Raw genomic sequence first — 22,451 nt, forward strand, 5'->3', positions numbered from 1 at the left:
GGAGAAAACAAGATGAAAAAAACTGCTGGAGGAATTTGTGCGCTGTTATTGCTGGGTGTCTCACTCTTTAGTTTAAGAGGTGGCGTCTTGAAGGCGGGAGAGCTGGAAACAGTACGCCACTCTTCAGAGTCAACCGCACCAGCGACTGCCCCCTCAACGGAACATGTCCAAGAGGCGCCGACAGTCACCATAGAAGAACCGCCAGCATCACAAGCTGCTGAACCGATAGCTCAGCCAACCGCAGAGTTTGCTATAAAAGAAGTGAATCCAGAAGCATCAACGGAATCGAGTGGATTAATCAGTAGTATGTCTAGTGAAGCAAGTGTGACTGATCCTACAACCGATTCAACGACTAGCTCAAGTAGCGAAATCACAAGTGAAACAAGCAGTGGATCAATGAGTGAGTCAACAACAAGCACAACCAGCAGTTCAATTACAGAATCATCGACGGAAACAACTACGACCCAGGAAACATCCAGTTCAACCGAAACCAGCAGCAAAGGGGAGACGATTCCTTCAACAGAAAGCAGCACTAGTACATCGACTTCAGAGGAACAAGAACAGGTACCTCCCTCCAGTGAGTCGGAGTCAGAAATATCATCGCCAGCTGAGGTAACACCAGTACAAGTGCCGCCAGCAATTCCGTCTACGGTACAGGCACCTCGTTTAACTAATGGAACACGAGACCAAGCGTTATCAGCTACCAGTACGCTTAACCTTCCTAATGAATGGAAAGCAGAACAACTGGCCGAATCAGATTTAGGGTTATTTGAACTGCCACTATTGTCTACGTTCGAACGCCAAGAAATAGCTGTATGGATATATGGGGCAATTAAACAAGTGGGGTATCCTCAAGAAGAAGGCTTGGAGCCAGTCGCATTTTTCAACGAGTTGTATCAAGATTTGTATGGAACAACCTTACCAGCAGAAAACCAGAAAATAAACGAGGAAGACCTGCAAGCAGGAATGCTCCTTTATCAGAGCCAAGGGGAGAAGTTGGTGGGAATCTATTTAGGCAACAACAGCTATCTTACGTTGGCAGATGTTGAGGTAGAAAAAGAAAGTAAAGACAAAGAAGAACCGCTGGAAGAAAACGAAGAATCCACCAAATCAGAAAAATCAATAGAATCAATCAAGGAACGACAAGCTGTGGTTCGTTTACTCAATGAGCTGGAGGAGGATCTTTATGCGCAGGCATTACCGGAGGTTCAGCTCACCGCAGAAGGTCAACAGGTTCTTGCCAGCTATCCTGCTTCTAAAGAGTTTCGAGCTAGTGCAACAACACAAGCCTTCGTGGACTCAATTAGTGAGGATGCACGAACGCTAGGATTGGAATACGATGTGTTTGCCTCAGTGATGATTGCACAAGCTATTTTGGAAAGCGGCTCAGGTACAAGTGGACTTTCCTTACCTCCTCATTACAATTTGTTTGGGGTTAAGGGAACCTATCAAGGACAATCGGTTTCTTTTGCGACCAGTGAAGATCGAGGAAATGGCGAATTGTATCAAATTCAATCTGCTTTTCGAAAATATCCCAATTATGCGGCGTCTTTAGGTGATTATGTCAGCTTGCTGCGAGGAGGGATTTCCGGTAACAGCGCCTTTTATCAACCAACCTGGCGTTCTAAAGCTAAAAATTATTTGAATGCCACCACCTCTTTAACTGGAAGCTATGCGACCGATACAGAATACAATCAGAAGCTGAATTCTCTGATTGCAGTCTATCACTTAACGGAATTTGACCGGCCCAAAGCGACGGATTCCAGTGTATTTATTAAGGGGAAATCAGAAATTCCTGCTGAGTATAAAGAACGGATGAAGCTCCCGGATTATGATGGAAAAAATTACAACAGCTCAGGCTCTTATCCAGTCGGCCAATGTACTTGGTATGCCTACAATCGAGTGAAACAGTTAGGTAAATCAGTCGATGAGTTTATGGGCAACGGCGGCGAATGGGGAGCAACAGGCCAACGTTTGGGATACAAGGTGAGTCAACAACCAAAAGCTGGTTGGTTGATTTCCTTTAGTCCTGGAACTGCTGGATCAGATACTCGTTATGGCCATGTAGCTTTTGTGGAAGCGGTGGGATCAGAGGGGATTTTGATTTCAGAAGGGAACGTCTATGGTGGGACAATCATTTCCTATCGCGTTATCAGCAACGACTTGGCTCTCTCCAATCAAGTATCCTACATTCAACCAAAGTAAGAGGAGCGGTACATGAGCAGAAGATCAAGGCAGCGCTCACAAATCGATGCGCACAAAAAAAAGAAACTAATTAAAGTCGTAGCGATGCTTTACCTGTTGGTTGTGGGGGCAACCAGTTTCTTTCTGATCGATGCCCAGCTGCGTAAACATTTTAGTATTCATTGGGTTTCCGGCACATCGATGGAACAAAATTTACATGATGGAGACGCTGTGCTGGTAAGAAAACAAAGAACTATTCGCCGCTACGAAGTGATTGTATTCGATGTACCGAAAGAACCGGATATGTTTGTGAAACGGGTAGTGGGAATGCCAGGGGATACAATCCTGATTAAAAATAACCGGATGATCCTAAACATCGGAGAGCCAGAAAAATTTGAAACCATCTATACGTTTCAAATGAACCCTGCAGCAGCCAAAGCCATGCAACCTTTAACGAAGATTCCAGAGGATTGCTATTTCGTGATTGGCGACCATGTGGATGTCTCCAAGGATAGTCGAAGTTTTGGTTTGGTGAGGCAGACCGAAATCGAAGGAATTGTCCAATGGCAGCTTGCTGCAATAAATTAATAAAGGGCAGGCGCAAAGAGAAGAAGGAAGAGAAGGGGAAGCCACATGTTTATTATCAACATTCTAAGTGTGGGACTGGTGATTGTTGCGTTCATCATTGTCCTTTATCGCTTTGTAATGACCTCACGTCTAAAAAAAATTGAGAAGCAAAAGGGACAGCCGCCATCATTTTACAGAAAACTGGCGTACGTGAAGTATCTGGAACAAGAAAAACATGTGTCTTATCTGTTGTTTTTATGTTTTCTTTTGGCCATGGGGGTACTGTTAAGTACTTATAATCTTTTTGAATTAGAGAATCAGCTGTATGCCATCAATCAGAAAAATGCCCAGACTAAAGATGAGCTCTATAAGATGCGGGAGGAGCAACGACGCTTTATTAATGATCTGCCGATTCAAGCCTACCCTGAAAATGGATTAGGTCTGGGAACGTACGATTGGCCAGCGCTTTTTGAACATGAAAATCGCAAGCAACAGTATGAGATAGAAAACGAGTTGTCCGCCAAAGCAGAACCGTATTTCGGCTTATCCTCTACCTTGATTGTATTGGATATTCCTTCAAAAACACTGAGTATTGCTTTGATGGGGCATTCAGTGACACAGAATCAGCAGGAAACACTGGAAAGTAACCAGTTGGACTTTGTCAAAGAAGCCGAAGCGGTACCTCATTTAACACAGATCACCTTCCAAATGCATCTTACTGGAGCTGATCAAAAGGAGCAAATGCATCATCGGACGTTTACCCGGACTGGTGATGATCAAGAATTTGTACAAGTGCCAGAAGACTAAAGAAAGAAGGGGTCCTATGTCGTCAAACAAGAAAAAGAACAGTTGGTTTTTCAATAAAAGTATTGTAGACGAAATCAATGCAATTCCAGAAAATCGGATCGAAGAACTGGGATCAAATGTTTACTCAATGGAAAAGAACGGAGAGAAGCCTGTGCAACGACCAATTGAAAGAACGAGTGAGAGACTGGCAGAACAAACCACGAAAAAGGCAAGTGAGAGAAGTAATCACCAAGCAGAAGCAACTCCGTCAGAGGTGATTCGTTTACAAGATGAATTGCAACGCATGGCAGAAGAGAGGGAGCGGGAAATTATTCAGCAACAAACAGACCGACGGATCGAAGTGCAAAAATTGATGAATGAGCAGGAACATTTGCGCAGCCAATTAAGTGTAGTAGAGACAGAAAAAGAGCAGACTCAGCAGCAAGCACAAAAATTGAAGAGTGATGTCCAGAAGCTGAAAGAAGCTTTAAAGGAGCAGGCTAATGCCGCCGAGATGGAGCAGAAGAATCAGCAGCTGCAAGCAAAACTGGCGGATAGGGACCAAAAACTAAATGAACTGAAACAGATGATCATAGAAAAAGATGCAGCTTTAAATTCTATACTAGAAAGTTCAGATCAAGTGATTGATCAAGCGGCTATTCAACAGATGCAGCATCAACTGGAAGAGCTGCAAAAAGAAAACAATGAGCTGAAGGAAGAAGCAATTCGGTCTCAGCTGGAAATTGGCGAAGTGTTGGTTTCGGCTCGCAAGCAAGCGAATCGAACCATTGAAAAAGCCAAGATGGACGCAGAGACGATGATTCGTTCGGCAGAAGAAGACTTAGAAGTGGTTTACGACCGGGCAAAAGAAATTTCCTTTGAGGTCAATGAATCCAAACGTGATGTACTGGAAATTTTCAAAGAATTACAGCAGCGAGTCGACAAGCTGGCCACTACAAAAATTACACAAAAAGAAGCACAATAAATCTGATGAAAGAAGGAGAAGCCAATGAGTCAAGCCTTGCTTTTAACAAAAAATATTTTAGCAAATCAAACATTACAAAAGAAAATACAGGGATTAAATGATGAAGTCTGGTGTTCCACTTGGTTGTTGGATCAAATTCAACGTTTTGGAGTACCTGTATTTGTTTCGCAGCAATTTCAAACGGTTATTTTTGGTAAAACCATTTGTGATGACGAAGTCCAGAGTCTATTGGAGGCATTTCTAGACTATTCACTGGTTGTCTTGCGGGAGGTTGAACAGGAGCCCTCTGAAGAGGAACGGAAAAAATGGATAGAGTTGGGATTGCAGTGCTATCTATCAGAAGAAGATTCACTAGAGACTATTCGAGAGAAAATTGCTTTAGCTACTATAAAACGAAGCCAAATGCGTGAGCCTAGTCAACGTGTGGTTCCTTTTCCTTATTCAGAGAGCAAGAGTGATTTTGATTCATCCAATATTCGTCTTACCGGCAAGGAACAAATGGTGATGAATCTTCTGGTCCGAGCACAGGGAGAAGTCATAACACGAAAAGAACTCTGTGAAAAAATTTGGGCAGAGGGCGATACTGCCTCAAACATGAGTCAGCTTTCGTGTATGATCAATCGAATTAAGCGTAAATTTGAAAAACAAGGGGTAGATGGAAGAATTATCGTGACCCACTGGGGAAGAGGGTATCAGATGAGTGACTACTTCTATCAGCAGTGTGCCTCTTATGCCCAAATATTTTACTAAGTCAATTAATATAATACTGAAAAAAACTGTGCAACAACCATTTGTTTTAAAAATGAAGAGGTTGTGCGCGGTTTTTTTGGATGGCTAAAAGATAAGTTTGCAGTTTTAAAGGTTCTTGATAAGCAAGAGAGATAAAATGTGAATCGTATGGTAGTAAGATGACTAGCGAGTCGAAATACCTCTTGTAATACTTGAAGCACAAAACACAGGCTTTGCTTTATGGAAAAATATTTCGATTACTTAGGTAGTTGATTGAACGGTTCAGGTTTAGCATTCGCTAAGATAATCACAGAGCAATACAATGGAAAAATAGGTGTTATAAGTGCATTAGGAAAGGGCAGTGAGTTTATCATAGCGCTATCCCAAAAATAAAAAAGTCTGTTGATAAGCAAGGAACAGACCTAAAATACTGAGACAATAATAAAAAAGTATTATCCTAGGTTGGTGATTTCCGATATTATACGGTGATTAGTAGCCTAGTTTTTGTTGAATTCGTTGTTCATTGTAATAAGCAAGGTATTCTTCACCGTTTCTATTACAATAGATGGAGGCTCATACGTTAACTAATCTAAGTAGAACGTTTCAGACTTTAGCGAGACATGAAACGATTTGATTGCAGGCATTATCTGAGGGTTTTCCTTTGCGGGACATACTCATGGTAATGCCTGTTGTTTTTACTTGTTTCTTATAATCGTAAGAGGTATAAACCGATTAACCTGAATTCAATTAAAGATGCCCTTTTATTTACTGGGTCAGTTTCTTTACTGTGAATAGCTTTTCTAGTTTCTATTTCTAAATTTTTCAAATGTCTGACTGTATCCAAGCTACGAAATATATTCTCAACTTCTTTGGAAAAAACTGATCTGACGCTTACAAGGATTTTGAGGAGAATGAAGCTAGAAAACTAACTTTCATCAAATTATTTGGTGTATCTAATAAAAATTATCGTTTTTTTGATCCAGTTAATCGCTATAATGTACTAGGGCTTATTATTCTTTGGAAATAAAAAAAGCCATTCAATAATGATGAATGGCTGGAAAAGTTGATATTATTTCTTAGTTTTTAGAAGACCATGAGATGTTTCGTTAAGTAATTATGTTTATTTAAATTTATAGGTTATTAACTATTCTAATTATAGATTAGGAGGTAGGAATACGCAATATGTTTTATAAAAATAATTATAATTATTTCTTTGGCTCTTTTTAGAACGATGACTGAAGAGAGAAATCACGCAAAAGGCTGGAAAAGACGGCCATTCCTATTTACCGTCAAAACCGCCGTCGTTTCTATAGAAAGGAAGTGAAGAGGTTGCGCAGAGGTGAAAACATTTATCGCCGCAAAGACAAACGTTGGGAAGGTCGCTATCCCAAAGGAAAAAAAGCCAATGGCCGTACTAAATATGGATCGGTGTATGGCAAAACATTAAAAGAGGTCCGTGAAAAGCTGTACCCCTTAAAGCTGCAGTATCAACTGATTCAGACGAATCATGGAGAAGCCGCAATTACTTTTAATGAGTGGGGCTATCTTTGGCTCCAAGAAATTCAATCCAATGTGAAACAGTCCACCTATGCGAATTATGTGCACAAGCTGGAGCATTATGTACTAAATGTGCTTGGTGACTATAGTTTGAACGAATTGGATGAAGGAGCAGCAGAACTCTTATTGAAAGACTTAGAGAAGCGTAGGCTGAAGCCTTCCACCATTCATGCTGTTTTCCGTATTACGAAACAATGTATCAATCTAGCTATTCGGAAAAAGATGATTAAAGAGAATCCATTTGCTTTAGTCCAATTGCCTAAACTTGTGAAGAATAGAAATCAGGCCCTTACGAAGCAAGAACAAAAACGATTAGAAACGACTGCTTTATCGACAAAAAATGGACAAGGACTCCCAACCTTATTGGCTCTTCATGCTGGTTTGAGAATTGGAGAGATTTCGGCATTAACTTGGAAAGATGTTGATTTTGAGAACAATTTAATTCATGTCCATTCAACGGTACAACGTATTATTGGGCTGTTTGATGAGAGAAAAACAGGTCTTATTTATACCAGTTCGAAGACGGCTTCTTCTACTCGGTTGATTCCTATGAGTCAACTGGTGAAAAAAGTCTTGTGGCAACAGAAACAGCAGGCAAAGGGAGAATTTGTTCTCACTAACAATGAGAACCCCGTCGAACCAAGGTTGTTGACCTATCATTTTCATCGGATCCGCGAGAAAGCGAAATTAACGACCATCCATTTCCATCAGTTGAGACATACCTTTGCGACTCGTTGTCTAGAGAGTCGGGGAGACATCATGAGTGTGAGTGCCCTAATGGGACATAGCTCCACTCAAATGACGCTAGATACATATGCTGGATCTTTAATGGAACAGCGATTCCAGGTGGTCGATCAAATGGAAAAGGCAATTAAATAAAACGTTTTCAAAAAAATGAACAATTTTTTTGGAGAGGCTTTTTTTATATTTTTTAAAGGAAACGCTTACATATCAATTCGATCAGTAAACGAGAGATTTTTAGTTTTTCTGTTGTTGTTTTTCATCGTTTTGTAAAAAAATTATCGGGTTAAGTTATTGGCTTGAGAAAATAAGCTTTTTATACCGTCAGCTGCCGTCAGTTGGCGGCTTCTTTTTGTTGGTCTGATGGGTCTTTCAGAAGGTTTCATAGTCTTCTAAAGACTACGAAAGAAGAGCTGCTTTTTTTTGCTCTCTAAAAGTATAGATGAAACAAAGTAAATTATCAAAAAACATTATTTAGGGGTCAGTGGATAGAGGAGGAAGCGTATGTTTGGTTTCGGAAAACAGAAGAAGGATACCTATCAGGAAACAGCTCAAGATGATTATTTTTACGATGACTATGATGAAGGCTATGAGGATGATTATGGGTATGAGGCTTATCCTGAAGAAGAATATGAACGGCCAGTAGAAAATTATCGGGAGCATGACCGTGTAGACCGTCGCTCACGTAGGAGATCGGAGCCCTCTACGGATGAGCGTTATGACAGCCGCTATGAGGGAGAGTCTGAACTACCCACTGCTTCAAACTTAGAGAATGATCGGCCTATCCACCAGAATCCGCCGTTACAACAAGAGGTTGAACGACTGGAAGAAACGGTGGCTCAGTTGAAGCATCAGCTGGAAGTCAAGCAATCCGAAATGAGCTCTATGGCCACGACGTTATCAGAAAAAGATCAAATGCTTCAAGAGTATCAATCCGAGATGAAGCAGGCAAAAGAAGAAAAGCAACAAGAGTTAATGACTTTAGAAAACGAAAAAAATCGTGAAATTAACGAATTATCGAAACAAATAGAACAACTGAAGACTGACTTGAAAGATAGTCAAACGAATCAAACAGAAGCGCTGATCCAAGCACGACGGCAAGTCGAAGAACTGAAACAAACGCAAAAAGAAAATGAAGAGATGAAAGCGGAATTGGCTACGATCTTGATTGAGACCAAAAAACAAGAACGAGCAATTTTAGAACGGGCAGAGTATGAAGCCAAAGGAATTCGTGGTCAAGCGGAGCAGGAAGCGCATCAAGTCATCCATGATGCTTCGTTGGAACTGAGAGTTATGAAGCAGGAAATCAAAAATTACCGCAAACGTCTGCGCTCAGTACAAGAAGAAACCACCCAATTTTTCGTCCGCTTGTTAGCTAACAGCGATGCATTATTGGAAGACGAATAGAAGAGGGGAGCTTTTCGATGAAGCAATCGCAGAATCAACTCACCCTTTTTCCGACACCTGCTCCAATTATGCAAGAGGAGCTGATCGAGCAACAGCTATTAGAAGAAATCGAAAGAGCCTGCGAGTATTTGTATGCCCCACACGGCACGTTGAATGACGACCAACGACAAAAGATTTACCAGCACTTTGAGCAATTATTTCGATTAATGAATAGCAGCTACCATGTTGAATTGTTACTAATGCCAGGTACCTTGAATTGGAAAGCCTTTTGGCAAGCCCTGCATCAGTTTTTCCCACAGTTTGCTTGGTTGAAGGCTCAGACTGAAGAACCAAAATATGGTCGACAAGTTTATCGCTTTGATTTTATTCCATTGGTTTTCAGGGAAGAGGGATTTCCTTTTGCGATTCATTTGGAGGACAGCTTGAACCAGCAGTTTACAACAGCGTTCGAAAACACATTGGAGAGAGCAGAGCAGATGCTATTGGAATTGGCAGAGCAGCACTTTTCGGAAGGGATTGTTCAAGAAGAGAAAAAAACTGAAGACTCACTTTTGATAAAACAAAAAAACGAACAGCCTCAAGAATCTGTACTACCTACAGATCGAGTCCAGAAAGAGAATGTACGACAAGAAAGTCAAAGTAAAGCTCGGCTTCGGGCTGTGAATCAAAAGTTGGAATTGGTGATTGAAAAACTTGAACTTTCGATGCTTTACAGTGGCATCCAATACTTTGATCAAAAGAGTACGGAAGAAAGTGACTGGGACAAGCGAATCAAGATCAGTTTGCGCGAGTACACTTACTTGCTTCAGAAGGCCCGCTTTCTAGAGCAAATGTGGCATTTGAACGGAGAGCTAGTAAATAAATCCGAAAAGATGACAGTTACTGGCAATAAATTGGTTTACGAACGGGATCAAGTGAAACAGATCAAGGCCAATCTTTCAGCGAAAGACATTCACTTTGTGTTGTACGAGTGCCAAGTGATTGAATCTCGTGCAAAGGTTCACGCGCAACCTTGGTTTAGAAAGCCTTTCGTGAAGCTGATGAAGATGGATTACGACAACTTGTTAAGCAAGGCTGCCTATTTTGATCTGCTACAAGGAGAAAATTCATTGATGGAACGAATGGTTCGGGAGCAACAGGACGCGCCAGTCAAAGAAGCCCAGGAGGTTGGTTGAGGTCGGAGATTTCAGTGGTCGGTGTTTTCGAAACTGGCAGGACTGTTTGTTATTTGTTATCTCCTCTTTCTTGGTAGCTTCCGTATGTACTACTGGCTGTATCCAAAATACTTTGTCAGTGGGGAATCCATGAATCCTACCTTTTGGGAACAAGAAGTTGTGCAAGTCAAGGCCCATCACAAACCGGAGCGTTTTGATGTAGTCGTGTTGCACCCACCCGATGCATCAACTGAGTTGTATTTGAAGCGAGTGATCGGTTTGCCAGGGGAACGGATTGATTATCAAAAAGGTCAACTATTTGTCGATGGAAAGTTTGTAGCAGATCAGTTCGCATCGACAACAGAAGATTTTGATTGGAACAACTCTAGCGATCAGGCGATTCCAAACGGTTATTACTTTGTTTTAGGGGATAATCGAATAATTTCAAAGGATAGTCGCATTTTTGGTCTGGTTTCAGAAAAACAAATTTTAGGCATCGTCCAAGAGGGGAACATTAATAAATGAAGACACTGCAGGAAAAAATTGAATGGTACACCTTTTGGTACTGGGTTTACTGGCTCTTCTCTTTGGTGGTGTTACTAGGAGTCGTTGTATTAGGAATCTTTTTTTACTTCACCGATTTTCAGGATGTTGTGACGGTCAGTCAATTATTTCTTCTATTATTATTGATGCTTCTGGCTTTTTATTTACGAATATCGGCTTTTTATTATCACAATGTCCTTTTAAAGCTGAAGCAAGCTGCTGCTCGACCAAGAAGACCAAGAGAACATCCACAACCACGACCGCAGGAAAGGCGGAAACAAGGTGAAGGGTAAAGTTTTGTTGGGGTGTTTCATCCTTGGACTCTGTCTAGTCACAAGTGATCAGACCCAAGTGCGACAAACGGTATCGGCTGAAATGACGGAGTCCATTTCGGATCAATCAGAAGCAATACCAAAGATAGAAAGCAGCTCGACAACTGTTAGTGAAGCACTTGAAGAGTCACCTGGAGCTTACGAAACTTTTTCTTCTATAGAAGAAAGCAGTAGCGTATTCAGAGAATTTACTGCCCCAACAACGACAGTAAGCGAGATGACGAAAGGAACAGAAGTCCAGACAACAGAATCCATTGTTTCCCCATCAAATATGTCAGAAACAGTTACTAAAGTTCAAACAACGTTGCCAGCCGCAAGAGTCGAAGAAAATTATCAGTTTTCAGTAGTGAAGAATCAAACAACGGAAGAGTTTATCCAAACTGTTGGTAAAGATGCACAGAAGATTGCTTGGGATGAAGGGCTCTATGCTTCAGTGATGATTGCTCAAGCTATCTTAGAAACAGGCTCAGGCAATAGCCAACTAGCTCGGCCACCCCATCATAATTTGTTTGGTATCAAAGGGAGTTATCAAGGGAAAAACGTGTCATTTAATACCCAAGAAGACAAGGGAAATGGACAGATGTATACGATTCAATCGGCTTTTCGACAGTATCCCAGCTACAAAGAATCCTTAGAAGATTATGCGGCTTTACTGAAAAAAGGAATTTCGGGAAATGCAAGTTTCTACCAAGCAACCTGGAGAGAAAACGCAAAAAATTATCAAGTGGCAACTAAAGCGCTCACAGGAAAGTATGCGACAGATACAACCTATGATAAAAAGTTAAATGCATTGATTGAAACCTATCATTTAACTTCGTATGATGCAGAACCAGATGTAGAAGAAATAAGTACGACAGCAGAAATGTTTAGTGAGAGTGTGGAAGCATCTGTAACTCAAACAGAAAAAGAAAATGAACCAAATGAATCAAGTATAACGGAGGAACCAAAGATTTTGACAAGCGAGACCAAGCAATCCGTGGTAATTCTTCCACCAATTGCTCAGCGACCAGCAAAAGGGGTGGCAGGCAATCGAACGGCACAATGAAAGAAGGGGAGATATGTCGAGACAACGAGGGTATCGAGAACGGGACTATGAGTATGAAGAACAATCACCTTACAGTGGTGAACGTCCCCCTTCTAATCGACGACCACCGCAAAGGATTGACTATGAAGAAGAGTATTCGGATCGTGAAAGATCTTATCCGAGACGATCAGAGGAACGCTATTATGGAGAATCGGATAGAAGAATAAATGGACAGCGAGGAAATCCTCGAGGTAGATATTCAGAAAACTATCCGTCCAATCGGTTGGCACCACGAAACTCGCGGCCAGTTTATGACACGTATGATCGTGAGCGGATGTCTCCCCCTAGAGGGGCGAGACCACAACGGAAAATGACTCCTCCACAATCAGCGCAACCGTTGCAAAATGCAAAGAAATCGACTAACCGGAAAATCTTTTTGTTTCTCTACAATTTGTTTTTCTATACGTTAACGATTGGCATCTTGCTTAGTTCCTTGATGTTTGCCTTTAGTGAGAAGTCTGATGCGGCGATCTTTGGCTATCGTTTCTACCAAGTTTTGACCAATTCGATGGCGCCACAGCCAGATTCACCTTCAAGAGGCTTCTATGCGGGAGATATTGTATTGGTAAAGATGGCGGATGGCAGTCAGGTCAAGGAAGGCGATATTGTCACATTCCAAGTAGGTGAGGGAGATCGCTATCTGACCCATAGAATGGTAGAGCGGTTAGACGAACTAAACGGGGAAAAGGGTGATTATATTGTCACCAAAGGGGACGCCAACAACAGTAAAGACCCACCGATTTCTGCGGATAGAATCTATGGAAAAGTGGCCTTTGTAATTCCCAAGATGGGCAGTGTCCTGAACTTTGTGCAGGAAAATCTGTGGCTATGTTTAGTGTGTGTGGTATCAACATTTAGCTTCTTCCTGGTTCTTAAAGCGTATTTTCTACAACCAGAACCAGTGAGACGGCCAATGAAACAAACGAAGTATCCAAGAGGGGTATAACTGCTTGTTCATACAAGTATTTATATAAAAAGTAAAAAAAGGATGTATAGGAGGAAAAAGAAATGAAAAAGAATAACAAGAAGAAAAAGCTGATGGCTGCAGCAGCAGCTTTAGCGTTAATCGCAGCCATCTCGGGGACGTTTGCCTGGATCACTGCGCAGGACCAACGGATTAACCGGGCTGAATCTGCCGCAGTAAGCGACAACAGCGTAACGGTGAAGGAAACGTGGGAACCAAAACCATTGGTACCAGGAACCGAAGCAACGAAAGAGGTTGCTGTATCGAACACCGGTACAGCCAGCGTATTTGTTCGGGTGTCTTACGAAGAAGTGTTGAAGCGTTTGGATAAATTGGGTGCTGAAAAGTATGATGCAAGTTCAGTTACAGGGGCAAAATACACCTATGTAGCCAATGACTCAGGTTTGAACAAACATATGCCGATCAACTTCAATGGGGATCAGACCTACAAAGATGGCTTTGTTCAAGTGCCAGCTGGACAAATTACTGGCTTGGCAACACCAGCAGATGACAATGCAAAATTATTAGTTAAAGGTGGAAAAACTGTTGACCCAGTTACTGGTGTTGAAAAAATCAGTTATGAAGCAAAAATGATGCATGAATACTTCACTCATGCGGATAATACTGGAAAGAATCCTGGCGATGCTGGCTACGATGCAAGTAAAAACAAATACCAATCGATGACTTTCAATATCGCTGTTACTAATGAAAATAGCAAACTGGATGCCAAAGACTGGAACTTTGCATTGACCAGTGTGAAATATGGCTACTATGAAAATGGGTACAAGAATACAACTGTCAACTGGGCAAAATCATCTCTACCAGATGAAGACGGTGCAGCAACTGGCCGTGCGTTGATCGGAACAGACGGTGTTCGTTACAGTGTTGACTATGACTATACCTTTGCTGGATTAGGCTATGCAGCTGCTACAGACCTGCCGGCAGTTACACCTGCAACAGTTGCAGACCAAATTCCAACAGCAACTAGTAAAAAAGGCGTTCAAGCAGATACAAATGGTTTAGGCAAGAGTGAAATCCGTATCGGCTACAGTGCAGATGTTACAGACATCGCTACTCTAGGTAGTGACAAGTGGGTATACAACAAAGATGACGGTTGGTTCTACTACACTGTTCCAGTAAAATCTGGTGAAACAACTAAGAACCTATTAGAAAAATTAGTCTTTGAAAGTGGGATGGGAACAGAATATACGAATGCTTCTTACGATTTAGTTGTAAAAATGGAAGCTGTCCAAGCCAATGCTGATGCATTAATTGACACAGCGGGCTGGCACTTGGGTGGCGGTTCAACACCAACAGGCGATACTCTAGCAATTGTGACCAAACTTAAAGCAGGCATTTAATTCATGAACACCATGAAAAGAAGGGAGAGGTGACAGGGGTTGAGAAAACTTAGGATTTTATTTAGCAGTATCCTGTGTTTCTGTTTCTTCTTTTGCGGCATGCCCACCGTGCAAGCGGCAAAAGCACTTCCCCCCGGCATGGTGATCGGCGATTCTGATGGGATGTATGCCACCTCTGAAGGAGAATACTACATTGATTTAGTGGGTATTCTCCCCGGAGATATTTTTGAAAAAGAAATAACGATTCGCAGTTTGGATCTTGAGGCTCCGTTTTCTTTAGGAATGCTAGTAGAAGAAATTGATTCCAGTGGTTCGGTTGATTGGAAGAATCATATCATGATGACATTGGCTCTTGATGGTAAAGAAATTTACCACGGTCCTTTGTTAGGAGATGCCAGCCGAGACTGGAGTAAAACTCCTCTAGAGTTGGGGGTCTGCACCTATGGTACGGATAAAATTATGCATGCGACTTTTACCATCGATTCTAGTTTAACGAATGAGGACTTAAACGCACAAAGTACCTTGAATTTTTCTTGGAATTTTGTGGGAACCAAAGATCAACCAACGGAGCCCACAAAGCCGACTGAACCGACTGAACCGACGAAACCAACCGAGCCTTCAACAGAGCCAACTATACCAAGTACTTCAACTAGCAGTTCAGGCACATTGCCAGCGACCGGTCAGGGAACACCGACCGCACACAAGCTGTTGCCGCAAACCGGTGAAGAATTGGTTTATCTATTCTTGACCGGATTATTGTTGGTATTGATTGTCTTGTTCTTATGGAAAAAACGCCAAGAGGAGGAGCAGGAATGAACCAAAAGGAAAAACGAAAACATTTGTTTCAGACCTTTGTCCGCAGTAAGGGCCTGTTCGCCTGCTTTTCTCTGGTGTTAAGTCTGTTATTAATAGTAGGCAGTACTTATGCGTGGATTACTTCCGCAGATGAACGGGTCAATCGGACGGATGCCAATCAACGAAAGTTGTCGGCAATGGTGGAAGAAGACTTTACTCAAGTTTTTCACTGGTCCCCTGGAACAACGAAAAAGAAAGAAATACGAGTGAAAAATGATGGTGAAGTACCAGCGATTGTTCGACTTTCCTTGCATGAGTTTTTTGTTAGTTTTGAAACGAATGTGGCAGATAATCATCGGGAAAATCCAACTGTTGAAGTGGGAAACGGTAATTTGATTGTTTATCCAGCTACCAGTGTTTTACCGAATAATACGATCAAGGTTAAGGATACAGCTACGTGGAAAGTCAATAACTACTATAGTGTTTATGCAAATAAGTATTACAAGGCAAACCAAGTGATCTGCAATTCATTAGATGATCATTCCTTGGCTTACATCTATAACGACACTAATCGAACTACACCATTAAAAGCCATGGAGTTGAATTTCCAAACAACCAAGCTGTTTGACCAAACTAAGAAACCGACTTCCGGAGATACAAGTTATTGGTATTACGAAAAAGGATATTTCTACTATTCAGAGATTCTGCAACCAAACGAAAGTACCGAGGATTTGTTGAAAAGCGTTCGATTGAATCCGACCTATGCTAACCAATATAAAGGCGCTTTGTACAAGCTGGTCCCTTTGATGGATGCCCATGATATAACGAAAAGTCTAGTCTCTGATTGGGGAATTAATTCCACAGACTTTGCCTATGACATGTACCAAAATAAGCTGCACTAATCAAGGAGGCAAGAGATGAGAAATCGAAAGAAAAATATACGACTCATTTATGTAGGATTCGCACTAGCTCTTATCCTTCTGTTGATTGGTGGCGGATATTTTGTCTATGCGGTAATGACAGCACAGGATCAAAAAGCTAATGATTTTCAAGTTGGGCAAGTTGAGACGAAGCTATTGGAAGATTTTACTGGCATCACTGAAATAGAGACAGGTAAAGATGTTAAGAAGGAAGTCCTAATTGAAAACACTGGGACAATCAAACAGTTTATTCGGGTGATGGTTTTGCCTGAAGTTCGAGCGCCGATAGTCGGGGATACCAATAAACAAGTGTTGCCCTTAGTAATTGGCAAAGACCTTCTTTTAGAGAACATGGCAACAACCGATTGGAAAGATGGTGGCGATGGCTATTACTACTATGTCAAAGAAGCTGTTGAACCTAAAAAAAAGACCAGCAAACTGTTCGAATCCATAAAACTATCAGATAGTTTAGCGAAACAGTACGACAAAACTACTTTCTCTATTTATCTAAAGGTAGAAACAGTCAACTGTGCAGAATTTGCTTATCGGGATGCTTGGTGGCAAGGAAGTACACCAACCAATCAATCGTTGAAAGCAATTGATGATGCCTTAAAGAAGAAGGTAGAAAACTAAACATAAGGGCATAGGAACCTATGTCCTTTCTAAATAAATCAACACTCATGAGGTGAGTGTTTTACGATTAAAGCATTGATTTGATGAGTATTGTAGGGAGGGTTAAAACAGTGAAGAAGAAGAGAACTGTTTACGCATTGTTTGCCAATAAGAGGGTTAAAAAAGTTATCGGAATATTTTTGATTTTAGTAGTCATCGGTATTGGTTCAGTATTCGGAATGAACAGTTTTAAAGATAAAAAGGAAGAGGTCTCTGCACATCCAACAAATACGATCAAGTTGGATGAGGGCGGAACAAATGAATTTGAAGTACCTATAGACGGGAAAAAGAATTTAGAATTTCCTTCAGGCTCTCTTTATGATGATCATTTCCAAGCGAACCAAAGTGTTTCTGCATTGTCCAAACAAATCTCCGCTAACAAAAGTGCCAAAACAACGCTTTTCAGTAGTGAAGTCAGAAATTATATTCTTAAAAGCTACATTACTGATTATAACAATATTATATCCATGCAAACTTTTTCAACTTATCCTTATGGAGCAGGTTATGTTGCTATAAATCAAACTAAAATAATCCTTCAAAACGAAGAGGGAACAATTTTAGATTCTAAGTGGGTGCGTAACACACCCAATGATATTAGTCAACATAGTGGAACTAAATCAACAGTATACAATTCTTTTTTTAAGAAAAGCGGAACAGAATTTTTAGCTTTATACGTTGGAGAAAAGTTAAGTACAACCACTTTTATCGATAATGGAAATTCTTTAGGAATATCGATAGCAGATAATAATCAAGCAGTAGACTTAAATGCAATCAATTTAGACAACCAAGGTATACAGACGCATTGGGTTAATTCATCAGGGAATAATATGAGCAGTACTGTTATCTATAAAAATGCTACTCAAAAGAACCATTATCACGTTCTTGAACATGCAAATGGCAATATATTAAATCAGTACAAGTATGAAGCACCAGCCGGACTTGAAGGGGATATGACTCTTCAAGGACCTCATCATTCCTTAATAACAGATGTGTTTGTAGTAGATGCTAATACTATCATTGGATTAGAAAACATATCAACCTCCAAAGGTAACTTTACTTGCTTATCAAGATGGGATATTAATCATAGTACAAAAAATACTACACGAACAGAAATAATACGTGAAATCTCTGGAGTAAGTATCGAACATGGCATATCTAACAATAATGCAGTGTATGTTCAGATATATAAAAGAGAGAATGGTGAAGAGACTAAAGTAGAGCTGATAAAAATTACCCCTCAAAGTGGTCAAATGACTGTTGAAAAAACTTTTCCAAAAACAACAAGATTAAAATTTAATAAGGATAGCTCTGGCTATTTTTTTGCAGGACAAATAGATGAGTTTTCAGGTCCTTTTTCAGGAATGGGAAATCAAGCAGGAATATACAGCGGATATATGGACGCTAATTTTGATTGGAGGAGCGCATCCAGTATAAGATTAAATTTTACTGATAATAATGTATCCCCGGTAAGTATTGCTACTTTTTCTGGGAAAGGAAATCAATTTATTTTAAGTGGAACTTTTCAAACAGAGGAGACCCATTTTATCGATGAAGTAATTTATGGTAACTACCCTGGTGAAATAAGTACTGGAACAAATAAGAAATGGTCTTCGCAGAATCGAACACCTACAAAAGGAAATAGTTTTGTCTCTATCTTGACTAATAATGAAGATTGGAGTCCAGTAATTAAACCACCTGAAAGTTTTGAAGTGGATATATCAGATTCGGGGATTGCAAGTGGAAACCAAGCAGCTACGGACAGGTGGTTGCTGACGGGAAGTAAAAATGGGCTAATAACTGATGCTAAGGCTGTTAAAGTTTATGACACTTTTGATATCGATCAAGGGTTAAATACTTATGATATCAGCTGGTTACGTGAACGAGTGAATAAGAATCCTAAATCTATTGTTTATGATGTGACAGGCAGGGTTATGCAAAGTTCAGATCCAATTAATTGGGATAAATTAGGATTCGATCGGACAAAAGCAGGCCCTCAAATAGTAACTTATTTTGTTACAGATAGTCAAAATCAAACATCTACAGCATCCACTTTAGTCAATAAAAAAACGCCTCAAACATTCGAGGAGGATGATTATGTGTTTGATGCTCAAAATTTCCATGTTCCATTGGAAAATATAGACACTATAGTACCGGATGCAAATAAATTTAAAGAGTTTGCTAAAACAATGGCTTGGAATCAAAAGAGTGGAACCATTGATGAGGATGGAATAGACAGCAGTAAACTATCTGGAAAAGTGGAGGTGGATTCGGCACAGTTGAAAACTTTGCGGGAAGCTACTATAGCGAAGCCTTACCCAGTGGATGTGGTATATAAACCAGAAAGTGGTATTGAAATCAAGAACCGGGTTTGGGTCTTTGTTACAACAAAAAATACGATACCTAACAGTGAAACTAATCCAAAAGTAACCCCTGCTGATACTAATGGTGTGGTTTATTACGCAGATGATTATTCTTTGCCGTTCCGTTTAAGAAGCGGACATACTGCTGCTGATGTTTTGGATAGAGGCAATGTCCGTGTCTATGATTATTATGACTCTACTCATGAAACAGCTGCGGAATTGCCTGTGTTGGCAGATAAGTCGACCAATGCTGCAAAACTTCAAGTGGTCAATCTTAATGCAATTAAGATAGCTAACCAACCCGGACTAATTGATTCCAGTCCGCCAGATGGTCCAGCTATGATTCGTTACGAATGGGATGGAGGAGTGGATGGTAACCATCAATTAGGAACGACAAAGCCAACTCTGGGAGGGCTAGATGTTACTTTAACTGGAGATATTCTCCTGCACGTACGTCAAGTCGTTGTAAATGATTCCAATCAGTTGGTCGTACCTGAAGAAGGGTACTTAAGAATGGTGACCAAGGATTACGATGGAGTATCTGGAACAACAACGGAAAATGCGGATCAGCTAAGACAAGTAAAGATTTTATCGGGAAAGAATGCCGATAATCCAAGCTTCGAAACAATTGCTGTGAATGCAGAACACATGGACGATCCGTTGGATGAATTGGAATTGGAGCTAATTATCCCTGAATATCATGAAATAAAAGGCAACTATCTAACTTTAGGAAGTGCAGACTCAAATGGCGTAAGCCACACAGGGAAAACAGAAGCAAACAGCAATAAAACTTCATTGATATTCGAGCGAGACGAGCTTTACAACGACGAAGAATACTTCATCACTATTTATCTAAAACCAAAGTTGAATCAAGAAGGGCCACAACCTTATAGCTGGGATTACAAAAAGAACGATCTAGGAAAAATCAAAACCAAGTAGACGAAAGAGGCGAGACAGAACATGGTCTATCTATTATTACTTGTACTAGGCCTGGTTGTACTAGTCCAAAGCTATTTACTGTTCTCGCTAATGCGAAGCCAACAGGACTTGCAGACACAGATTACCCGATTGTTACGAAATAGGAAACAATCGGGCACTAACCGACGAAAAACTCCAACAGAAAGAGGAAGGACACGATGAATCTAGGCTATGCACGTGGGTATCAACTGACCCAACAATTGGATATGCTGGAGGATTACCCTGTGGACGAACTTTTTTCTGATGGCGCACAAGAGGTGGAAGCCCTGCATTCACCATCCAGTGAATTCCAAGCATTACTGAACTTTGCCCAACCGGGAGACCGTTTAGTGATTGCTTCCTGGGAAGTTGTTTCCCGTGATTATCGCCAGCTGTTAGCTTGTTTAGATCAATTAGAAACACAAGAACTAAGCTTAGATGTTTTGAATCTACCTCAGCTTACGATAGAGGAATGGCGCCAAGTTTTTCGCTGGTCACTGCGCAACGATCGACTGCTTCATCCGGTGTTGGTCAAAGCAGGCAAGGAGAGAGACCGCAGTAAAGATGCTTACTCTTTATTCAGTAAAGAACCTGAGGCACGGAAACTTTACCGTGAAATGATCTGGCTTCTAGTAGAGAAAAACTCCGTCCGACAGGTAGCTAAACAAAAAAGAGTACCAATTGAAACAGCCTACCGTGTTCAACAGGAGTTGAAGCAAGTCCAACTAGCGATTATCTTAGTCATTTGTTTCCTACTGGCAATTTTTAGTATCAAGCTAGCGGAATCCTATTTTGATCAGTTATGGATTCAAGTCGCCATTTGTGTGGTTGTGACGTTAGTTATCCTGTGGAACGTATTAATTGATACGGAAGAAACCGAGACAAAGCCGCCTATAAAAGAGAAGAAACCACCAAAAATTTGAAGAGAAGGTGAGTCCCCATGCAACATGTACTTATTTTAACGAAAAATTCCTTAGCAGAAGAACCACTAGTCCAGAAATTACAACGAATGAATTGTGAGATTTTATGCTCAACAGATTTGTTCAAACGTCTGAAAACGGGCACGGTTAGTCCTTTTCTTTCCTACTTTCAATGGATTGTCTTGAGCGAAAGTTTGTGTAACTCAGAAGTGGAACAGATTCTACAAATGTTGAAAAATCACCCATTACTGGTTTTACGAGTGGTGGAAAATATTCCAAATGAAGAGGAACAAACCTACTGGCAAGAGCGAGGCTTAGTGGACTGGGTAGCAAAAGAAACCAGCTATGAACTTCTGCGAGAAAAAATGAATGAGCTTCAATATCAGATGAAGCAAGACGTTGTAACCGGCAATCAAATTCTGACTTTTCCTACTACGCAAGGAGAGAATACTACTCCGAATAGTTTAAAACTATTAATCAAGAGTCTGTCCAAAACCGAAAAACGTGTCTTTGAATGCTTGATTCAATCCTATTCCACTAGTGGTGTCTTGTCCCGACAAGAATTATGTGATTGTTTATGGCAGGATGGCAGCACTTCTTCGAACATGAGCCAATTGTCTTGTTTAATTAACAAATTGAAGCATAAATTCGAAGTCCATGGCATTACTGGCGAAACGATAACCACCTTGTGGGGGAGAGGGTATAAATTAAGCAGTGCGTTTTATGAATACTGGCTGGAAGGCTCGCAGCAGCTAGAGGAGCTAAAGTATTATTCTGCAATGAATTAGTCAATCAAACCACTCAATCATCTGCTTTGTGATTGAGTTTTTTGATGGGCTGAGGTTGAAGAAGAATAACTATAAATATTTTCTAATTTGTAAAGACGATTGATCCAGTTCAATAATTAGATTTGCGAAAGTAATTTAAAAGAATCAGAGAACCATGGATATCCACCCTAAAGAATATACAAAGTATAAAAAATCATTCTCATACAAAAATCAAGGCTGGAAAGCATCCTTTCCAGTCCTTTTTCATTTTTCCTAGCCGTAGGAAAAAAGTAAGTTTGTAGGAAAACCTACGACTTCCTATAATAAGAGTATCAAGAAAAGAGAGCGGTGGAGAAAATGAAAAATATTTTATTAATTTGCGGGTCAGGCGCTTCCAGTGGGTTTATGGCGGCAGCTATTAGAAAAGCAGCAAAGAAGCGCGGCGTTGGGGTAACAGTGAAAGCAGCAAGTGAATCACAATTAGATGATCGAATTAATGAAATCGATTACTTGTTGATTGGACCTCATCTGTCTTACATGCTAAATGACATTCAGGAACAGACAAAAGATAAACAGGTGAAAGCAGCGGTTATTCCGCAGAATATTTACGGGGCCTTAAATGGTGAGAAAGCGTTGGACTTGATTTTAAGTATGGAGGATTAACTA

The 22,451-nt window shown here is 40.7% G+C and carries 20 protein-coding genes and 1 pseudogene; 20 read left to right on the plus strand and 1 reads right to left on the minus strand.

From position 1 onward, the window contains the following. Positions 1 to 12: 12 nt before the first annotated feature. The 5 genes from IGI49_RS16520 to IGI49_RS16540 are packed head-to-tail and all read left to right on the plus strand — an operon-like array spanning position 13 to position 5,272. Positions 13 to 2,205 (plus strand): glucosaminidase domain-containing protein, encoded by a 2,193-nt coding sequence (locus IGI49_RS16520; protein ID WP_429962566.1) that lies wholly within the window; start codon positions 13 to 15, stop codon positions 2,203 to 2,205. Between the two features lie 12 nt (positions 2,206 to 2,217). Beyond that, positions 2,218 to 2,772, plus strand: coding sequence for a signal peptidase I (lepB, locus tag IGI49_RS16525; RefSeq protein ID WP_429962567.1), 555 nt, complete (start codon positions 2,218 to 2,220; stop codon positions 2,770 to 2,772). Between the two features lie 45 nt (positions 2,773 to 2,817). Next, on the plus strand, positions 2,818 to 3,558 hold the full coding sequence (locus IGI49_RS16530; RefSeq protein ID WP_429962568.1) for a hypothetical protein: 741 nt from the start codon (positions 2,818 to 2,820) through the stop codon (positions 3,556 to 3,558). A gap of 16 nt (positions 3,559 to 3,574) precedes the next feature. After that, on the plus strand, positions 3,575 to 4,522 hold the full coding sequence (locus IGI49_RS16535) for a hypothetical protein (RefSeq protein ID WP_429962569.1): 948 nt from the start codon (positions 3,575 to 3,577) through the stop codon (positions 4,520 to 4,522). Positions 4,523 to 4,546: 24 nt separating this feature from the next. Next, entirely contained in the window at positions 4,547 to 5,272 is a 726-nt protein-coding gene (locus IGI49_RS16540) for a winged helix-turn-helix domain-containing protein (protein WP_207705411.1), read from the plus strand. 468 nt (positions 5,273 to 5,740) lie between these two features. Here the strand turns inward: IGI49_RS16540 and IGI49_RS16545 are convergent. Further along, positions 5,741 to 5,983: pseudogene (locus IGI49_RS16545) on the minus strand (integrase core domain-containing protein); the annotation flags it as partial. A 597-nt stretch (positions 5,984 to 6,580) separates the two neighbouring features. Between IGI49_RS16545 and IGI49_RS16550 the strand changes: the two are divergent. The 15 genes from IGI49_RS16550 to IGI49_RS16620 all read left to right on the plus strand — a co-directional run bounded on the left by IGI49_RS16550 (position 6,581) and on the right by IGI49_RS16620 (position 22,448). Continuing rightward, complete coding sequence (locus tag IGI49_RS16550) at positions 6,581 to 7,687, plus strand: tyrosine-type recombinase/integrase (protein ID WP_429962570.1); 1,107 nt, start codon at positions 6,581 to 6,583, stop codon at positions 7,685 to 7,687. Positions 7,688 to 8,053: 366 nt separating this feature from the next. Next, positions 8,054 to 8,956, plus strand: a complete 903-nt coding sequence (locus tag IGI49_RS16555) for a hypothetical protein (protein WP_429962571.1) — start codon at positions 8,054 to 8,056, stop codon at positions 8,954 to 8,956. A 17-nt stretch (positions 8,957 to 8,973) separates the two neighbouring features. After that, on the plus strand, positions 8,974 to 10,131 hold the full coding sequence (locus IGI49_RS16560; RefSeq protein WP_429962572.1) for a hypothetical protein: 1,158 nt from the start codon (positions 8,974 to 8,976) through the stop codon (positions 10,129 to 10,131). Between the two features lie 42 nt (positions 10,132 to 10,173). Continuing rightward, on the plus strand, positions 10,174 to 10,635 hold the full coding sequence (gene lepB / locus IGI49_RS16565) for a signal peptidase I (protein ID WP_429964935.1): 462 nt from the start codon (positions 10,174 to 10,176) through the stop codon (positions 10,633 to 10,635). Then, positions 10,632 to 10,946 carry a hypothetical protein gene (locus IGI49_RS16570; protein WP_429962573.1) on the plus strand — a complete coding sequence of 105 codons (315 nt, stop codon included), beginning with the start codon at positions 10,632 to 10,634 and terminating at the stop codon, positions 10,944 to 10,946. The genes lepB (IGI49_RS16565) and IGI49_RS16570 overlap by 4 nt, the downstream gene beginning before the upstream one ends. After that, positions 10,936 to 12,030 carry a glucosaminidase domain-containing protein gene (locus tag IGI49_RS16575; RefSeq protein ID WP_429962574.1) on the plus strand — a complete coding sequence of 365 codons (1,095 nt, stop codon included), beginning with the start codon at positions 10,936 to 10,938 and terminating at the stop codon, positions 12,028 to 12,030. Before IGI49_RS16570 ends, IGI49_RS16575 begins: the two co-directional genes overlap by 11 nt. A gap of 13 nt (positions 12,031 to 12,043) precedes the next feature. Then, on the plus strand, positions 12,044 to 13,015 hold the full coding sequence (locus IGI49_RS16580; RefSeq protein WP_429962575.1) for a signal peptidase I: 972 nt from the start codon (positions 12,044 to 12,046) through the stop codon (positions 13,013 to 13,015). 62 nt (positions 13,016 to 13,077) lie between these two features. Continuing rightward, positions 13,078 to 14,394, plus strand: coding sequence for a hypothetical protein (locus IGI49_RS16585; protein WP_429962576.1), 1,317 nt, complete (start codon positions 13,078 to 13,080; stop codon positions 14,392 to 14,394). A 39-nt stretch (positions 14,395 to 14,433) separates the two neighbouring features. Next, a complete protein-coding gene (locus tag IGI49_RS16590) occupies positions 14,434 to 15,210 on the plus strand; it encodes an LPXTG cell wall anchor domain-containing protein (protein ID WP_429962577.1) in 777 nt (258 codons plus the stop codon). Further along, positions 15,207 to 16,091, plus strand: a complete 885-nt coding sequence (locus tag IGI49_RS16595; RefSeq protein WP_429962578.1) for a BsaA family SipW-dependent biofilm matrix protein — start codon at positions 15,207 to 15,209, stop codon at positions 16,089 to 16,091. Before IGI49_RS16590 ends, IGI49_RS16595 begins: the two co-directional genes overlap by 4 nt. Positions 16,092 to 16,106: 15 nt before the next feature. Then, a complete protein-coding gene (locus tag IGI49_RS16600) occupies positions 16,107 to 16,742 on the plus strand; it encodes a hypothetical protein (protein ID WP_429962579.1) in 636 nt (211 codons plus the stop codon). A 110-nt stretch (positions 16,743 to 16,852) separates the two neighbouring features. After that, positions 16,853 to 20,080, plus strand: a complete 3,228-nt coding sequence (locus IGI49_RS16605) for a hypothetical protein (protein ID WP_429962580.1) — start codon at positions 16,853 to 16,855, stop codon at positions 20,078 to 20,080. Positions 20,081 to 20,277: 197 nt separating this feature from the next. Continuing rightward, positions 20,278 to 21,021, plus strand: coding sequence for a recombinase family protein (locus IGI49_RS16610; RefSeq protein ID WP_429962581.1), 744 nt, complete (start codon positions 20,278 to 20,280; stop codon positions 21,019 to 21,021). Between the two features lie 17 nt (positions 21,022 to 21,038). Further along, a complete protein-coding gene (locus IGI49_RS16615; RefSeq protein ID WP_429962582.1) occupies positions 21,039 to 21,806 on the plus strand; it encodes a helix-turn-helix domain-containing protein in 768 nt (255 codons plus the stop codon). 336 nt (positions 21,807 to 22,142) lie between these two features. Continuing rightward, positions 22,143 to 22,448 carry a PTS sugar transporter subunit IIB gene (locus IGI49_RS16620; protein ID WP_429962583.1) on the plus strand — a complete coding sequence of 102 codons (306 nt, stop codon included), beginning with the start codon at positions 22,143 to 22,145 and terminating at the stop codon, positions 22,446 to 22,448. Positions 22,449 to 22,451 lie beyond the last annotated feature (3 nt).

The sequence above is a fragment of the Enterococcus sp. AZ071 genome, from assembly GCF_050499065.1.
In the GTDB taxonomy this organism is placed as follows: domain Bacteria; phylum Bacillota; class Bacilli; order Lactobacillales; family Enterococcaceae; genus Enterococcus_A; species Enterococcus_A ferrettii.

Coding starts and splice junctions, on each gene's coding strand:
- IGI49_RS16595 (WP_429962578.1), top strand. CDS start 15,207: ATGAACCAAAAGGAAAAACGAAAACATTTGTTTCAGACCTTTGTCCGC.
- IGI49_RS16610 (WP_429962581.1), top strand. CDS start 20,278: ATGAATCTAGGCTATGCACGTGGGTATCAACTGACCCAACAATTGGAT.
- IGI49_RS16520 (WP_429962566.1), top strand. CDS start 13: ATGAAAAAAACTGCTGGAGGAATTTGTGCGCTGTTATTGCTGGGTGTC.
- lepB (WP_429962567.1), top strand. CDS start 2,218: ATGAGCAGAAGATCAAGGCAGCGCTCACAAATCGATGCGCACAAAAAA.
- IGI49_RS16620 (WP_429962583.1), top strand. CDS start 22,143: ATGAAAAATATTTTATTAATTTGCGGGTCAGGCGCTTCCAGTGGGTTT.
- IGI49_RS16580 (WP_429962575.1), top strand. CDS start 12,044: ATGTCGAGACAACGAGGGTATCGAGAACGGGACTATGAGTATGAAGAA.
- IGI49_RS16560 (WP_429962572.1), top strand. CDS start 8,974: ATGAAGCAATCGCAGAATCAACTCACCCTTTTTCCGACACCTGCTCCA.
- IGI49_RS16530 (WP_429962568.1), top strand. CDS start 2,818: ATGTTTATTATCAACATTCTAAGTGTGGGACTGGTGATTGTTGCGTTC.
- IGI49_RS16570 (WP_429962573.1), top strand. CDS start 10,632: ATGAAGACACTGCAGGAAAAAATTGAATGGTACACCTTTTGGTACTGG.
- IGI49_RS16555 (WP_429962571.1), top strand. CDS start 8,054: ATGTTTGGTTTCGGAAAACAGAAGAAGGATACCTATCAGGAAACAGCT.
- IGI49_RS16600 (WP_429962579.1), top strand. CDS start 16,107: ATGAGAAATCGAAAGAAAAATATACGACTCATTTATGTAGGATTCGCA.
- IGI49_RS16535 (WP_429962569.1), top strand. CDS start 3,575: ATGTCGTCAAACAAGAAAAAGAACAGTTGGTTTTTCAATAAAAGTATT.
- IGI49_RS16585 (WP_429962576.1), top strand. CDS start 13,078: ATGAAAAAGAATAACAAGAAGAAAAAGCTGATGGCTGCAGCAGCAGCT.
- IGI49_RS16615 (WP_429962582.1), top strand. CDS start 21,039: ATGCAACATGTACTTATTTTAACGAAAAATTCCTTAGCAGAAGAACCA.
- IGI49_RS16540 (WP_207705411.1), top strand. CDS start 4,547: ATGAGTCAAGCCTTGCTTTTAACAAAAAATATTTTAGCAAATCAAACA.